Raw genomic sequence first — 15,678 nt, 5'->3', positions numbered from 1 at the left:
TGAATAGAAGATACTTTACAAATGTATAAGATTATCATTTAAGTCTTATTTCAATGTGCTTGCACTAAAACGTGGTCTGAATAAATAAAAGTGTTGGACTTAAATCAATCAGTAACACGATATGGCAGAAGAACCTACATCTACCTTAACTAAAAACTATGTCTCTGCTGCCAATAGACTGTCAAGTAAACCGACAAAAGTAACGTCAACAGCATCAGCTCGCCAGTCTAGATGGATGATTCACTTAGGTCATCTCCTCGCTGGAGCTTGCGTAATGGGTGCAGCATTGCTGAGTGCTTCTGGTGGCGAATCGGTTAAATTGATGGAAAATAAGGCGCTTTCTGGCTTTTTTCAACTGCGTGGGCCGATTGTGCCTCCAGAAGACATCGTAATTTTAGCAATAGACGATCAGTCAATATCAGTTCCCGAACAGTACTATAAAACAAATCCAAAACAGTATGCCTACCTAGAAACACTGAAATCTTATCCTTATAAACGTGCTGCATACTCCCAGATAATTAAAAAGTTAATTAAAGCAGGTGTCCGCTCTGTAGCGATAGATGTAGTTTTTGACACGCCGAGTAGTTATGGAGTTACTGACGATCGCCAATTCCAGGCAGTATTGCAAAAATATGGCAGTAAAGTTACCTTAGCGGCCGTCTACGAAAATTCTCAGACGCACCAAGGGACTTTTACGCAACTGACAGACCCACAACAGATGTTTCGTACAGGGTCAGTTTCTATTGGCTCAGTTAATTTCCCCGTAGAGGTGGATGGTAAAGTTCATCGATTGGCGAGTGAGTTTTCTAAGTCGTTGGGTGAAGATAATTTGATCGAGAAGCTACCCTCTTTTGATGAAGCAGTACTCAGGACAGCACGAGTAAATTATCCGCGACCAAAAGGCGATCGCATTTATTTTTGGGGTTCTGCGGGTACATTTGAGCAAATACCCTTTTGGCACGTACTCGACCCGGAAAATTGGAATACCTATTTGCAGCAGGGAAAGGTCTTCAAAGACAAGATAGTGCTGATTGGTGCGACAGATAAGTTAAATAACGATTATTATCCAGTCGCTGCTAGCAACAGCGCTAAACCGATGTCGGGCGTGGAAATTCATGCCAATGCGATCGCAACTTTGATGTTAGGGAAAGCGATCGCTCCAGGAATTAACACTCCACCATTGCAGGGTTTGTTTGTGCTAGTTCTAGTTGGCAGTGCAGCCTTGATGATTATCAGACACAAGCGTAGCATCAATAGATTTTTATATAGCCTCGCCCTATCTGGCGCTTGGTTAGGAATTAGCTATGGGTTATTTGTCTATGGTCAATTAATTTTTCCTACGATTGTACCAATGATTGCGATCGCCATGACCGGACTTTCCTACCTGGGAACCTCAGTCATGAGAGAAAGCATCAGAAAACGTCAATTAGTAAACATTTTCCAGAAGTATCAAACATCTCCCGTTGTTCAAGAGATTATAAGTCAACAATATGACTTGCAATACTTAATCCAGCAACGAGATTTAGCCTTATCAGGAAAAGTCTTGGCTCGACGCTACAAAATTGTCAAAGTTCTCGGTTCCGGTGGATTCAGCGAAACCTATATTGCCGAAGATACCCAACGTCCTGGGAGTCCGCGATGTGTTGTCAAGCAACTAAAACCAGCCAGCACTAAACCAGAAGCCTTGCAACTTGCCAGACGTTTATTTCACTCAGAGGCGCAAACCCTAGAAAAATTAGGAACACACGATCAGATCCCTCAACTTTTGGCATATTTTGAAGAAGATGAAGAATTTTATCTAGTGCAAGAACAGATAATTGGTCATACTTTAAATCAGGAATTGCCACCAGGTAGAGCAATTGATGAAATTGCCGCGATCAAAATTGTCAGAGACTTATTGCAAACATTAACATTTGTTCATCAAAATAATGTGATTCATCGGGATATTAAGCCCAGTAATATTATCCGGCGACACTCAGATGGAAAACTGGTATTGATTGACTTTGGAGCCGTCAAAGAAGTCAGCACAAAACAGCTTGATACTGAAGAGCAAACCCCCTTTACCATTGGCATTGGAACTCAGGGTTACGCACCCAGCGAACAATGTTTTGGCCGTCCCCAATACAGTAGTGACATCTATGCAGTGGGTATGGTTGGGATTAGAGCCTTGACTGGTGTAGCACCCCGTGAGCTAGATAGAGATGCTGATGGAGAGATAAAATGGAGTGATGCCTACGGCGGTAAACTACGCTCTCAGGTAAGCCGCTCCGTTGCTAATATTCTCAGTAAAATGGTGCTGGATGACTTCAAACACCGATATCAGTCTGCATCAGAGGCTCTTGAGGATCTGAAAGCTTTTGACAATGTGGTAAATTCCCACAGAGGATACCCAATGCTAGGGGATGACTCATTAACAAATACTTTAGACCAATTAAACGCTCCCACAAAATCTTGCTCAGAGGTATCCTCAGAAACTTCTTGAGAAGCACACGGGGACACGGGAAGAAAAATCTATAAAGAAGGCAGTTTTCTTCCTGCCTCCTGCCCCCTTCACTCATTCCTGCACCTGATTTAACGAAAAAAATTCTTCTCCTACCGTAGGGTGAATACCTATTATTTCATCCAAGTCTTCCTTGATAATGCCCTTGCGAATTGCCACACCCAGACTTTGAATGATATCTGCTGCGTGTTCACCCACCAGATGAGCGCCCAAAACTTGCCCAGAATCGCCATTTAAAACTAACTTCATAGTGGTTGGCTGATTCTGTTCGGTTAACTGATACAAAAGTGGTTGGAATTGGGTGCAGTAGCATTGTACAGATTCACCAAATTTTTCCCGTGCCTTCGCCTCCGTCATCCCCACACCAGCCGCTTCTGGACGGCAAAAAACAGCAGAGGGCACATAATCATAATCCAGTTTTTGCACCTTGTTGCCAAAAATTGTATTGGCAAAAGCAATACCTTCTGCCTTCGCCACGGGAGACAATTGCACTCGGCTGGTGCAGTCACCCACAGCAAAAATATTTTCTTGGGTGGTGCGGCTGTATTCATCTACTTTGATTGCACCATGTTCGCCAAGTTCAACATGGGCATTTTCTAAACCAAGATTCTTGGTATTTGGAGCGTAACCTGTGGCAACCAAGATCGTATCTGCTGTAATGATTTGTCGCTTCTTACCAGTAATAGTTAATAACAAACTCTCATCAGAGTATTTGATTTCTTGAACAGTACTACTAGTCAATAACTTAATTCCGCGTTTGCTCAAACCTTGTTGTACCGTAGAGCGAATGTCATCATCAAACCCTGATAAAATCATCTCGTCTTTTTCAATCACCGTCACCTGGCAACCGAAAGCGTGCATCATGCTGGAAAATTCTACGCCAATGTAGCCACCGCCAATAATTGCTAAACGTTTCGGTAGATAAGGTAACTGAAACATCTCGCGGGATGTAATGGCATATTCTATACCTGGGATTTTGGGCTTGAGGGGTTGCCCTCCCACAGCAATTAAAATTTTGTCGGCTGTAACTTTAAGTCCATTGATATCGACAGTATGAGCATCGATGAAAGTGGCACGATCGCAAATTAGTTCAATTCCAGCTTTCTGTAATTGCTGAAAGTAAGTCTGGTTGAGGGTGTCAAGATGCTGATGTACTGACTTAATGAATAATGTCCAGTCAAAATATGTTTGACACTCACTCCATCCATAACTGGGCGCTATTTGCTTTTGTAGGGCGAAGTCAGCAGCGTAGACAATCAGTTTTTTGGGAATGCAACCGCGATTTACACAGGTTCCACCGATGGATTCTTGTTCGGCAATAGCGACACGGACACCGTAACTAGCTGCTTTTTTAGCTGCTGCCAATCCACCAGGCCCAGCACCAATGACAAACAGGTTGTAATCAAATGCCATAAAAATCTGTTCCTTTTTTACTTTTTGGAAAGCAGAGCTATTTCATTCCTTATAGTTATTCAGACAAAACTTAATCTACTGTCTTTAGGTGGACAAGTTTGGATGGAACCATTTTGATATGTAGCAAATTGCCGCTTTGCTTGCAATTAGATTGAAAAGGAATAGCGTAGGCGCAGCCCAACCTAGGCATCGCTCGAATACTGCTAAGTTATATTACATTATCTTGTAAAAAAATATCTTGCCTAGTTTTGGTGGATATGCGATCGCGCTTTTAGGGATTTCCAAGAAATAAATAAATTATTCCATCTTGTCGGGTGGGCAACATAAGCGCCTATGATTACAGTGAATCAAGGAAAATTTGCATCTCCTGTGCATCCCGTGTCATTCCCAAGAGCTTAAAACCATCAATAGCCTTAATTGACAATTTGTAGGCTTTCTCTGCACTTCCCCACTTTTTCTCCCAACGGGCAAGAGAACGCCGATAGCGGGCCAAACGTCGCTTGTTGTGAGTCGTTTCAGCAACAGTCAAGCCTTGAATTAATAGTTTTTCAGCTTGATCGCGATCGCCTTGTTCAATTGCAATATCAGCCAGCCAATTTTGAGCAGAATTGATCACCCGATGCCAACTAATTTTTTCTGCACTTTTCATCACCTCTTGAAAGAGCTTCTTTGCTGAAAGATATTCACCTTCTAAATAATGGATTTCAGCCTGATGATAAAGAACGGGAATAAAATAGCGGATGTGCTGTCGCTCTTCTAGATTCGCCTCGATCACCAATTTTTCTTCTACACTTAGCCAGTGGCGTGCATCTTGATAATCCTTCTGTCTAATTTGCAGCCTAGCCATACTTTCGGCTAAGTCAGCCTGAACACATAAATCTGCATGGTCACGCAAAATCCACGTCCGGCGCAAAATTTTATCTGCTTCTTTCAGACTCACAGAGGAACACTCTCGAATTAGTAGCCAGCTTTTGCGGACGATGATTTTTACAAAACAAGACCATTCACCACGCCGTTCTGATTGTTCTATGAGCCATTGCAGCCAATCTAAGCGATCGTCCCAATAGGCATAGAGATTTGCATAGTGGCTTAAGAGAAGCCATAAATCCCTAACTGCTTCATAGTGTTCTTTGTCTTCACACCAATGAAGTACTGCTCGCAGATTTCCTTCTTCTGGTTCTAACTTATTGTAGTGTATCCATTTTTCCCAATCTTCTCCGGCATAATTGTGGGCAAAATCAAGATACCATCTCACCCAGCGCCTTCGTGCTTCCCTCTCAAAATCTGGGTAAGCGGCTAATTCTGCTAAGGCATATTCACGTGTCAGAGAGAGCATATCAAACCGCTTAGTCTCTGGATTGAGATTCACCAAGGAAAGTTGCTGCAAACGCGCCAAGCCATTATTTACAGCATCAGGAGCAGCTGTTAGTCCAGCAACCTCAGCCACAGCTGCGAGTATGGCAGAGTCAGGAAAAATCGCCAGTGACATGAGTAACTTGTGGGGTGGTTTTCCCTTGATTCCTTGCACTGATTGCTCAAAGCAAAAACGAGCTACATCACCTGTAGCCGAGGTTAATCGATTCAATACCGAGTTTAGGGAGTAGCCACCGGATAATTGACCAAGCGAATATACGATCGCCAGAGGGATGCCGCCAGTGCGATCGTAGAGTTGCTTAGAGTCCTCATCGTTGATGCTTATACCTTTTTCTTCAGCTTGTTGTCGAATCAACTGCAAACCATCATCTGGAGGTAAGTTTCGCAGACGGATTGGCAACAAGGCAATTTGTTCGCGGCTAGTAATTATTACTTTGATGCAAATGGGTAAATTATATAAAAACTCAATAACCTCATTCCTGTCCTCTATAGTCTCCATATTGTCCACAATCAACAGTGTTCTCCGTTTTGAGAGAATTTGGCGAACACGATCGAATTGGTCATTGGGAGGAGATTGAAGAATTGTCGGATCGTCTAAAGCATTAGCAATTTCTCGAAAGATATCGCGTAGATTACGCTGTCCCTGTTGCCGCCACAAGATACTATTAGTGGGAATAAGTTCTTGTTGTTTAGCTGAAGTGAAAATAATCGCATCAAATTTGGGTGCGTCAGAGGAGTTTTCGTTACTAGCTTTTAAGCATAGATAAGCGGCTGCTAACACCAGCGCTGTTTTACCTACGCCACCAATGCCATGTACTGTAATCATGTGAGCGCCATGCACTGACGAAAGGCGTTCTAATAGCTTTTTCATATCTGCCTCCCGACCAATAAATTGGGTGTAAGTCGGTGCTGGCAAATTGTGGGGGATGTCACGGCGTTGGATAGCAGCTACAACAGACCCTCTACGATAACCATGTCTTTCCAAAACGTAGACAAGATTGCTGGACTTAACACTTTTATTTGCTTCTCCTGTCAAAACTTCAATATCCCGATAGATATTGCTTAACCCTGCTCTGACAGCAGCGTTTTCTTTGTGCAAATCTTGACCAATCTTTTTCAAGCTGTACCCACAGAGTAGCCCAAGTAACAAGTCTTTCCTAGTACTTTGCCTGTAACGCTTTTGAAGCGTAACCTCCAAATTCGTCAGTAGTCGGTCTATCTCCCAGTCCTGCAAAATCTTGCGATTCCAACTTTTAGGTAAATTCCAATCTTCTGACTGACCTGGCATAAATATTACCCAATAAATTCGTCATCAATGTGGCGTTAGCAACATTTTAACGAACAAAAGTTTGACAAATTAGTAACATTTTTTTAACAGTGTTAACTCCTGTCTTAATTTTAACCAGTAAGCTAATTTATAAGTTTATTTTTGTCTCTAGTACGTAGAGGCTGCCGACCATATCGACTTCTAGGCTGTAAAACTTTGCCAGATGATTTTTTCACAAATTACTCAATAAAACTATGACAAATAAAACACTTAACTTTTTAAACCTCTTGTTTGGGCTAAAACAATCCCGACGTTATTTTCCAGAAGAAAAACAAGTCTGTGTATTCAATAAACGTCCCATATTATACCGAGGCTTTTCGCCAAACTCTGCACAAGAATCAATCAATGAACTCCAAGAGCGACTGCAAGCTCAGGGTTTTCTCTCAACTATTAGTGGTAAGTTTGACTTAGAAACAGAAGAGGCTGTAATTAAATTTCAGAAAGCTAATAATCTTCAGGTAGATGGGATAGTTGGGCCACTGAGTTGGGCTTGCCTTTTCTACCCAAAGCTTTACCGCAATCAAAAAATTATGTCTCCAAAGTTACATGATGCAGTTAAAGAACTGCAAATTATTCTCAATGAAGAAGGATTTTTTAAAAAAGAACCTGACGGGTATTTTAGTCGTGAAACTGAGAGAGGCGTTAAACGCTTTCAAAGAACTTATGGACTAAAAGATGATGGTATTGTTGGCGCTGCAACTTGGGCTGTACTTTTGGGGATGCGACAAAAAATAGATAACAACAGCTTTCTCCAGTTAGTTTATTTTTTACCACCTCAATCCTGGTTTTTATGGGAGCAGTTTTTAATGATCTCGTTCATTATGCTGGGTATTTATTATAGCCCCATACCAGGAGATGAACCTAAATGGAATACAGCCTTAGCAACTGCCTATGGGCTTACCTGTATAGTGCCTTTTCTCTTGGAGTGTTTACCGATAAAGTCGTCGAAGCAGTCAAGCTTACCGCTTTTACAATATGCTCCTTATGTGTTGACTGGTATCTTTTGGAAACCAATTATCAATTTCTTGGGGACATTGTTTAATTAAGCATTCGGTAGTTGAATAAATGATGAGCGGTCGCTATTTTATGTTGTGTCTAATTTTCGGGTTGTGCTTGTAAAAAATTGCGATCGCTTCGGGCGGGTATGCGATGGCACTTGGGGCAACAACTTTTACCTTATCCCCCAATTTGTAAAGGGTTGAGGCTGTAAACCCGCCATTTATTTTTTCGCAGGTGTAAAAAAACCAAAATTGAGGAACGCCAGAGATGGGGTTTACTCCTGATTTTGTATAACTCTTGGCGTGAAATACCGAAGTGATGCTCTAGCTGATCGGTTGACCATTCATAGCTTTCAACAAGCGGAAAAGCTGGCTGCCAACCGTGCAAAGTTTTTTTAAGCAACTCAAGTTGAATTGCTTCTTGCTGTAAGTTATTGTGACGCATATTAAATTATCCTTGGGCTTATTGGTTTACTTGCTATTCACTAGTTTTGTTCGTCTTATAAAATTTGAATAGTTGTAGTTGTGCAACTAGTTGAACGTGCAACCGTTGAACAAGGTTGATCATAGAGGGTTATCCACAGTGCCAAGAGCTAAAAAGAATAAGGAAGCTGGAGAAGTATTTAAGAAATTACTCAAAGAAAAGGAGTTTAGCCAATACAAACTTGAGCAAGTAACTGGTCTGGATAAAAGCGTCATTAGCAAGATAGCAACTGGACAGACTGCTAACCCTACACCAACCACACTTGAAAAAATAGCAGATGCGTTGCAGATTGAACTGGGTGAACTAACAAGAATCTTTGCTCAATCAACTGTGCAATCTCAGCACTCAGCCACAAACATTGAGCCTCAAGAGTCAGTCTCTGAGATACCAATATCCAACAATTCTGATTTTGTGGGGCGTGAGGAAGCGATTGCACATCTTAACATGCTGATTGAGAAATGTAACACAAAAGCCATTGGTATTTATGGCAAAGGTGGTATAGGCAAAACAACACTGGCTTATCATTACTTCGAGACTCAAAAGCTAGAGTATTTGGAACTTCAAGTAGGAATGGAAGCTCAGTACATGACTTCTGTAAAAAGCTGGGTTAAGGATCAGCTACGTTATCAGTTTAAAGAAGAACCGCAGCAGGATTTTATGGGTACACTGGAGCAACTAAAGCGTAATCTTCAGAACAAACCAGTGGGTATACTGATTGATAATCTTGAAACTGCATTAGATGAGAATGGTAAGTTTAAAAAAGACCATATTGACTATTTAGAGCTATTCGTTAGAGTTTTAAATGCTCCTAATATCAAATCAATCACATTAATTACTAGTCGTGAGAGGCTCAATGAAGCTAAGTTGAGCTTTGTTGAAGCTTACCAATTACCAGAACTAGATGAGAGTGCATGGCGAAAGTTTTTAAGCAGATTTAATATTAATGTTAATTCTCCAGCTATGAGCGCAATCCACAAATCTTATGGTGGGAATGCACTATGTATGAAAGTTCTCCGAGAACCTATACAAACAAAATATAATGGTGACTTAGAGGCTTATTGGCAAGACAATAAAGAATTTTTATTAAAGGGCAATATAAAAGATTTAGTTGCAAGTCAATTTGATCGTATACAAGATAATAATATTGATACTTATAATCTTCTTTGCCGTTTAGGACTATATACCTATCAAAAAATCCCTTATATTCCAATAATTGGATTATTATGTCTACTTTGGGATATAGAAGAAGGAAAAAAACGACATATTATTGATTCTTTGGAACAAAGCTATTTACTAGAGTTCCGAAAGGAAAGAGTAGAGAATATATCTGACTCTTGGCAAGATATTCCTGATTTACATTTTCCGCCTGCACAAGGATGGATATTTCATTTAGAACAGCTGCAAAACAAAGTGAAAATATTAGTGTTTCAACCAGCAGGATACTCTCTACATAAATTTATATGGGAAGAAGCTAATTCAAGGCTGAATTTAAGTAACCAATCAATAGATTATTTACTATTATCCTTGAAAGAGCAAGTTGATAAATTGCTAAAATCATCTGAAAGATCGCAAAGCTTTTTAAATTTTGCATATCAAAAGCAGCAAAATCTTTTTTGCAATTTTCCTTATAAACAAGCTTGTATTCGCTCTACTTATATTGAACTAGCTATAGAGATATTTGGAAATCTAGCTGATGGAATTGATACCTTTGAGCTAGAAAATGCAGGAGCGAGTAATTTTATGGATATGCATTCATCTATTGAACTAGATATAAGTTTTGAAATTGTTCAGGATATAAATCATATTCTTACATTCTTATATTGTTTGGAGGAAAAATCGACATTTTGGGAAGTAAGCAGTACTAATGATCTGAGTGAGATAGACTTTGCTTTAGAAATTTTACCTGGAATTAAACGTCTTTTAACTCATAAACTAGAAATAAATCCAGAGTTGCATAAAGGATTACATTATATTCAATCCCTTCTACCTGATAATGTTGAAAAGATAGGTTTTTTCCGTAACTGCTTACGTGTATATAAACCTGAGTTAGTCCCAATTAGTCGAAAAATTCCAATTCTGTCTCTGAAAGAAGTTAAGGATATTTGTGAATGTGGCTCTCAGTTGCGTGAAAATATAGAAGAATTTGAGGAATGGTTTAAAATTAATGGCCAAGAATGGCTTTACAAAATTGCAGAGGTAATGTCAAATCTTCCACGTATCAATATTGTCGCTGATTGGCAATTAAGCGAGCAAGAGAAGCAACAACTAAGGCAATACTATGATGCGAATAGGCTATTAGTTGATTGCCTCAATAGTGCTTCTGATGAAGTGCGATCGCACATCGAAGACACCCTACTCTTACCCATCGCTGAAATAGAAAAACGACCATTCAAAAATTAAATTGCCTATTTACGTCTTTGCGTAAATCCTGAATCAAACAAAGGCGGGTGCGGGGTTTGAACCCGCTAACCCCCACAATGGTGGAGATGTAACCGATAATCCTAATTCTTCGGCCCCGAAAGACAAGTTGCGAACAAGGATAACCCGCCATGAAATATGAAGGATAAAGTGTTTTATCCTTTACCCTTCAGCAATATCTACAACTCACCCGTAGCCAGCATCTGGATGATCCGAGGTGTACCTGGGTCGAACCCTGCTAAATCCCAAGACAGCGAATCTTGAGGATCTACCAAAGTAATTTGGTAAGGTGTCAAGGTGACATACACCGCCTTGACGTTTGGATTTACCTTTTTGCGGTACTCCTTCAGCGCTTGACTTGGATGCTTATACCCGGCCCAGCTTTCAGAGTCAGTCCAGAAGCAGACTACATCTGCTTTGAACTTATTCTTAATCATCCAGTCGTAAGCTACAGACGCATCCGTTCCACCGAAGTTTTGGTTGCTAGCTTTGCGAACCGCAGAACTAAAACTATCTTTGGCACTGATACCTAATTCACGGAATTCTGTAGAAAAGCCGCGAATCATATAGTTTTTCTCTGCTTTTGCTGTCACTAGTGCCATTGTGGTGGCAATTTCACAGCAAGTCAGTCCCATATCTGCAACCAAGCTACCCATAGAACCAGAAATGTCCACGGCGTGCATGAACACTTTACCTGTAGGTTGCACAACATCAAAAGACAGTTCAACTGCCTTTTCTAAAATGTCCACAATCCGAGGAACTGGGTTCCAAGTTTTCTTACTGCGTCCTAATGTTCCACCAGATTCATAAGTCTTAAGTGCTTTCAAAACATCAATCGGATGGATGCGACCTTTACGCAGATGTTCTCTGCGATTAAGAACTGCTTCCACTCGTAGCAAATTAGCGTTTTCATCAGCTCGTAACACACCCAGTTCAGTTAAAGAACCCAGGTTACGTAACATTGCACTTATTGGCATTTCCTGAAATAGCAACTGCCAAGCTTGCTTATCCATTTCGCCCACAGGTGCTGCCATTTCGTGGGTTAAGCGTCCTTGAGAAATAGCTTCATGGGTTTGGGTGGGATTCCGCTTAAGCCACTCATACCACCAAATCTGCGCTAACGCCTCTGAGGGAATGTCTGTTGGCAATTCTTCCCAGCCTCTAACTACCCATTCAAAGAGTTGACGGTGATTTTCTGTAGGCGGTTTGACATGGAACAACCGCAAGGCATCTCGGTGGGAGAAGCCTTGACGCTGTTGATATTTCAACAGTTGATAAGCTAAACCTTTGACATCTTCCCTTGAGAGCCAAGTTTTACCAGCTTCCCGCACTACTTTGCCAAATCCCCGCAGAGATTTGGTGTAGTTCAACCATTCGTAGAAGTGGCTACCAGTGCGAACAATTTGCGGGAAGATTTCACCAAATGCCTGTTTTGCTTCTGGTGTTTCACCCATCGACAGCAGCACCAAAGCTAATATAGGCGCACTATTGTTGATGGCGCGTCCATCGCTAGCATACAAAATTTCTTCCGCTACACGACCGGGATTTTCGGCAACAGCTTGTCTGATAACTGTCACAAAATCCTCAGTTAATTCCTGTTTACCAGCGTAGTAAGTGCTTTTTGCTGTGCCAACCAAAAGACAGCGACGCAGCATTTTCCAAATGCCGGCATCAAACATAAAGCCACCGGAGCGTCCCTGAACCATTTCTGCTTCTCGTCCGGGGATAGGCTGATTTTGGGGTGTAGTTGTTTTCTTTTTAGTGAAAAAATTGTAATTCATCGCTTCATCTCCCGGCCCTTGCGGGCAAAAATGAAAGATGGCAGAGCGGGAATCGAACCCGCGACATCCGGCTTAAGAGGCGATAACCCTAATTCGTCGGCCTTCTCAGGCAAGGTGTGAACAAGGATGTTTTTCGGCGCTCTACCAACTGAGCTATCTGCCACATGAAAATTTAAAACGCAAAATTTACTCTGGTGGAACAGGATTTGTAGCTTGCTTCCCGTAGGGTACCTGTAACCTATGAATTCACGATAACCCTCGATTCATCGGCCTTTGCAGGCAAGTTTATGAACTAAGGACTATGGGAATTAACCCGTTCATTGCTCTACCAAATTGAGCTACCCACCAGATGACAATTCAAAATTAAGTTTTGGGTGGCGGAGCGGGATTTGAACCCGCGACCTCTCGAACCCTAATCGATAACCCTAATTCGTCGGCCTTTGCAGGCAAGGGGTGAAAAAGGATGTTTAGCGCTCTACCTCTGAGCTACCCGCCACATAAAAATTCAATTTGGTGTAGTGGAGCGGGAATTGAACCCGCGACCTCCCGCTTGGCAGGCGATAACCCTCGATTCGTCGGCCTTTTCAGGCAAGGGGTGAATAAGGATATTTAGGCGCTCTATCCACTGAGCTACCCACCACATATAAAGTTATTAGTTAAACATTTAAAATTCGTGACTCAGTACTGAATTTGGTGTAGCGAAGTAGGATTTTTACCTACACCTCCAGAAGTTTGATCGAGGGTGTTTAAGTTATATACGATAACCCTTGATACATCGGCCCTTCCGGGCAAGGTGGGCACTCTGTCATTTGAGCTATCCGCTACTGGCGCAAGTTAACTCTCTGATGAAAGTTGACTTGTATTATTAATGTAGTATATGTATTATCTGTTGTCAAGGGACTGACGATTTAAATTTATAGATTTGTTGGTTGAGTTAAAAGCCTTCTTTTTTCTCTGGGTAAAAACTTTTGTGCGTAGTTTACCGCCGTAGGCATCGCAGACCAATAAGAGAAGTTCCAGTTTCAATAGGCTATAACACCTACAAGGTAAAGGTTTTGCCGGCAAGTTTGCCGCAACTTTGCCAAAAGATACAAAAAAGTGTCACAATTTTTGCCAATATATATAATATTATTTCCACAAATTCACTTGGCAAAAATCGGCATGAGTGAAAAACCCATAGAAGACAACGGCAAGGCTTTTCTCGTTCTACTTTTGCCCATCTCGTTTTTGATTATTTTCCTTGTTGCTACCTGGAGGATTTTGCTAGCGCTAATTGTGCTGGGAATTGGCTTCAAGATTTGGCAGGAATATCAATGGCAACAGTGGACTATACGAGTTAACCCAATTTTTCATCAGTTGGTTCGAGAAAATCAGGGCAGACTTACGCCTATGGATTTGGCAATCAAGGGCAATTTTCCCGGAACAACGGCAAAACGCTACTTGGATGGTAAAGCCTCGGAATTTGGTGCCAGTATAGTGAATTCCGAAGAAGCGGGCCAGTCTTATTACTTTATAACTGCCAGCATTCTCGGCAATATTCTTGACAGTAGTGAGCCTGTCAAAGAACTTCCGGCTCAACCAGTTACTAAAACTGCGCGATCGCTCTTAGCACCACCACCAACAACACTTGAGGAGGAAGAAACAGAAACTGAATCAATACCACAGCCAACCCTAACCCATGAGGAAGCTAAACGATCGCTGGAAAAACAGTTAATTTTTGGCTCTCTAATCCAATCTGAACTTGCCAAACGACTAAATGTCTATTCCAGCACAGTTTATAAACGACGAAACGATCCAGAGTTTCCTGAATGGAGCCGCAGTAAAGACCCTGATGGTATTGCCTGGTCATACTCAGAAAAAACTAAAGAGTTTTTCCCAGTAGAGGAGGAATAAGAAGGCAAAAGCTAAAAGGCAAAAGGCAAAAGTAAGAACTTTAAAGGTTTACTTTTTATTTTTTACTTCTAAGCCCACAGCTTCTTTGATGGAATTGAATCCGCTTTGTTCTAGCTTGGAAAGTAAACCTTCTAGAATCCGGCGTACCATCAATGGGCCTTCGTAAATCCAGCCGGTATAAACCTGGATCAAGCTAGCACCAGCAGTAATTTTTTCCCAAGCATCCTCTGGGGAAAAAATGCCACCAACGCCAATAATTGGGATTTCTCCTTGGGTTTGCTGCCAAATAAAACGAATTACCTCAGTGGAGCGATCGCGCAATGGTTCACCGCTAATTCCGCCAGCTTCTTCTTGAGGTGATTTGCCTGTTTGGTTAATTACCTGGGTTTTGAGTCCATCACGGCGGATGGTGGTATTGGTGGCGATAATTCCCGCCAAATTGTAGGTTTTAGCCAAAGAAATAATGTCAGCGATCGCTTCCCATTCTAAATCTGGCGCTATCTTGACAAAAATTGGTTTATATGTAGTGTTTTCTTGTTGCAACAAATTCAAGATGGCACTGAGCATAGAAGCATCTTGGAGCGATCGCAACCCCGGCGTATTCGGGGAAGAGACATTAACAACAAAATAATCTCCCAAATCCTTGAGTAGGCGAAAACTATCGAGATAATCTTGTGCGGCTTCTTCTAGGGGAGTTACCTTAGATTTACCCAAATTTATCCCTATGGGTATTAAGTGGGTTGACTCCTGTTTTTCCTGTGCCAAACGGGTTGCCATTGCTGCTGCACCGAGATTATTAAAGCCCATACGATTGAGAGCAGCTTTATCCAAGGGCAAACGAAACAAACGGGGACGCGGATTTCCTGGTTGTGCGTGAAAAGTTACAGTTCCTAGTTCTGCAAAACCAAAACCCAGATTAGACCAAATACCAGCAGCGACTCCATCCTTATCAAACCCAGCTGCTAATCCTACTGGATTTGGGAAGTTTAGCCCAAATAAATTTTGTTCTAGGCGTGAATCGTACAGACATAAAGATTTTTGTAAGCGTTGGTTTGCCCAACTAGCAGGGGTTTGTGAAAGCCAGCTAAAACTGTGAATCGTCTGCTGGTGTAACCACTCCGGGTCTGCTTTTACCACATTGAACAAAAGCGGACTAATTGCAAATTTATAAATATCCATTAGCTTTGATTTTTGGAAGTAGCGCAGATCATTCCTTTTGAGATTGTCTAATTCTCTCGCGGACTAGCTGCTCAAATTGATCCATTGAAGTTATTTCAATACCAGGTTCATTTTGTAGTCTGTCCATGTACGTTTGGAAAGCGGCCTGGTCTTGTGGATATTTTTTCACGTAGTCTCTTAATTGTTCTCTGCTCATTGCAGCAAGATTTCTATCGGTCATAAAAACCTCACTTTCCCGTTCAGAAGGCTGTCGTCAACTCACGCGCAATTCATCTCAAAACTGAATCCGTAGGGTTCAGTGTGAGCCTTCT

10 protein-coding genes and 3 tRNA genes are annotated in these 15,678 nt (G+C 41.6%); 4 read left to right on the top strand and 9 right to left on the bottom strand.

Annotated features, from left to right (window positions below; genetic code table 11):
- Positions 1-121 precede the first annotated feature (121 nt).
- Positions 122-2,482 (top strand): CHASE2 domain-containing serine/threonine-protein kinase, encoded by a 2,361-nt coding sequence (locus FD724_RS03415; protein WP_179071584.1) that lies wholly within the window; start codon positions 122-124, stop codon positions 2,480-2,482.
- A gap of 72 nt (positions 2,483-2,554) precedes the next feature.
- Here the strand turns inward: FD724_RS03415 and gorA are convergent, their stop codons facing one another.
- Positions 2,555-3,913, bottom strand: a complete 1,359-nt coding sequence (gene gorA / locus FD724_RS03410) for a glutathione-disulfide reductase (protein ID WP_179071583.1) — start codon at positions 3,911-3,913, stop codon at positions 2,555-2,557.
- Between the two features lie 337 nt (positions 3,914-4,250).
- A complete protein-coding gene (locus FD724_RS03405) occupies positions 4,251-6,575 on the bottom strand; it encodes a tetratricopeptide repeat protein (protein WP_179071582.1) in 2,325 nt (774 codons plus the stop codon).
- A 233-nt stretch (positions 6,576-6,808) separates the two neighbouring features.
- On the opposite strand from FD724_RS03405, the gene FD724_RS03400 reads away from it, so the two are divergent.
- A complete protein-coding gene (locus FD724_RS03400; RefSeq protein ID WP_179071581.1) occupies positions 6,809-7,660 on the top strand; it encodes a peptidoglycan-binding protein in 852 nt (283 codons plus the stop codon).
- Positions 7,661-7,790: 130 nt separating this feature from the next.
- Here FD724_RS03400 and FD724_RS03395 read toward each other — a convergent pair whose 3' ends face one another.
- Positions 7,791-8,057: a hypothetical protein gene (locus tag FD724_RS03395; protein ID WP_179071580.1), complete on the bottom strand. Its 267-nt coding sequence runs from the start codon at positions 8,055-8,057 to the stop codon at positions 7,791-7,793.
- A 138-nt stretch (positions 8,058-8,195) separates the two neighbouring features.
- Between FD724_RS03395 and FD724_RS03390 the strand changes: the two genes are divergently transcribed.
- Positions 8,196-10,496, top strand: coding sequence for a helix-turn-helix domain-containing protein (locus FD724_RS03390; RefSeq protein WP_179071579.1), 2,301 nt, complete (start codon positions 8,196-8,198; stop codon positions 10,494-10,496).
- 197 nt (positions 10,497-10,693) lie between these two features.
- Here the strand turns inward: FD724_RS03390 and FD724_RS03385 are convergent, their stop codons facing one another.
- The 4 genes from FD724_RS03385 to FD724_RS03370 all read right to left on the bottom strand — a co-directional run bounded on the left by FD724_RS03385 (position 10,694) and on the right by FD724_RS03370 (position 12,936).
- Positions 10,694-12,295, bottom strand: a complete 1,602-nt coding sequence (locus FD724_RS03385; RefSeq protein ID WP_179071578.1) for a TROVE domain-containing protein — start codon at positions 12,293-12,295, stop codon at positions 10,694-10,696.
- 37 nt (positions 12,296-12,332) lie between these two features.
- Positions 12,333-12,458: transfer RNA gene (locus FD724_RS03380), tRNA-OTHER, on the bottom strand.
- Between the two features lie 208 nt (positions 12,459-12,666).
- Positions 12,667-12,791 (bottom strand) — tRNA-OTHER (locus FD724_RS03375).
- 15 nt (positions 12,792-12,806) lie between these two features.
- Positions 12,807-12,936 (bottom strand) — tRNA-OTHER (locus FD724_RS03370).
- A 520-nt stretch (positions 12,937-13,456) separates the two neighbouring features.
- Between FD724_RS03370 and FD724_RS03365 the strand changes: the two genes are divergently transcribed.
- Positions 13,457-14,188, top strand: coding sequence for a hypothetical protein (locus FD724_RS03365; protein ID WP_114085898.1), 732 nt, complete (start codon positions 13,457-13,459; stop codon positions 14,186-14,188).
- A 48-nt stretch (positions 14,189-14,236) separates the two neighbouring features.
- Here FD724_RS03365 and FD724_RS03360 read toward each other — a convergent pair whose 3' ends face one another.
- Both FD724_RS03360 and FD724_RS41895 read right to left on the bottom strand, forming a co-directional pair.
- Positions 14,237-15,367 carry a quinone-dependent dihydroorotate dehydrogenase gene (locus tag FD724_RS03360; RefSeq protein WP_179071577.1) on the bottom strand — a complete coding sequence of 377 codons (1,131 nt, stop codon included), beginning with the start codon at positions 15,365-15,367 and terminating at the stop codon, positions 14,237-14,239.
- A 28-nt stretch (positions 15,368-15,395) separates the two neighbouring features.
- A complete protein-coding gene (locus FD724_RS41895) occupies positions 15,396-15,563 on the bottom strand; it encodes a hypothetical protein (protein ID WP_372726519.1) in 168 nt (55 codons plus the stop codon).
- Positions 15,564-15,678: the final 115 nt, after the last annotated feature.

The sequence above is a fragment of the Nostoc sp. C057 genome (assembly GCF_013393925.1).
GTDB classification, from domain to species: Bacteria; Cyanobacteriota; Cyanobacteriia; order Cyanobacteriales; family Nostocaceae; genus Nostoc; species Nostoc muscorum_A.
The sequence above is the reverse complement of the archived record's forward strand: the minus strand, read 5'-3'. Positions and strand labels throughout refer to the sequence as shown.

Excerpts from the sequence above, each read along its gene's own strand:
- FD724_RS03360 (WP_179071577.1), bottom strand. The coding sequence starts at position 15,367 with ATGGATATTTATAAATTTGCAATTAGTCCGCTTTTGTTCAATGTGGTA.
- FD724_RS03405 (WP_179071582.1), bottom strand. The coding sequence starts at position 6,575 with ATGCCAGGTCAGTCAGAAGATTGGAATTTACCTAAAAGTTGGAATCGC.
- FD724_RS03395 (WP_179071580.1), bottom strand. The coding sequence starts at position 8,057 with ATGCGTCACAATAACTTACAGCAAGAAGCAATTCAACTTGAGTTGCTT.
- FD724_RS03415 (WP_179071584.1), top strand. The coding sequence starts at position 122 with ATGGCAGAAGAACCTACATCTACCTTAACTAAAAACTATGTCTCTGCT.
- FD724_RS03385 (WP_179071578.1), bottom strand. The coding sequence starts at position 12,295 with ATGAATTACAATTTTTTCACTAAAAAGAAAACAACTACACCCCAAAAT.
- gorA (WP_179071583.1), bottom strand. The coding sequence starts at position 3,913 with ATGGCATTTGATTACAACCTGTTTGTCATTGGTGCTGGGCCTGGTGGA.
- FD724_RS03365 (WP_114085898.1), top strand. The coding sequence starts at position 13,457 with ATGAGTGAAAAACCCATAGAAGACAACGGCAAGGCTTTTCTCGTTCTA.
- FD724_RS03400 (WP_179071581.1), top strand. The coding sequence starts at position 6,809 with ATGACAAATAAAACACTTAACTTTTTAAACCTCTTGTTTGGGCTAAAA.
- FD724_RS41895 (WP_372726519.1), bottom strand. The coding sequence starts at position 15,563 with ATGAGCAGAGAACAATTAAGAGACTACGTGAAAAAATATCCACAAGAC.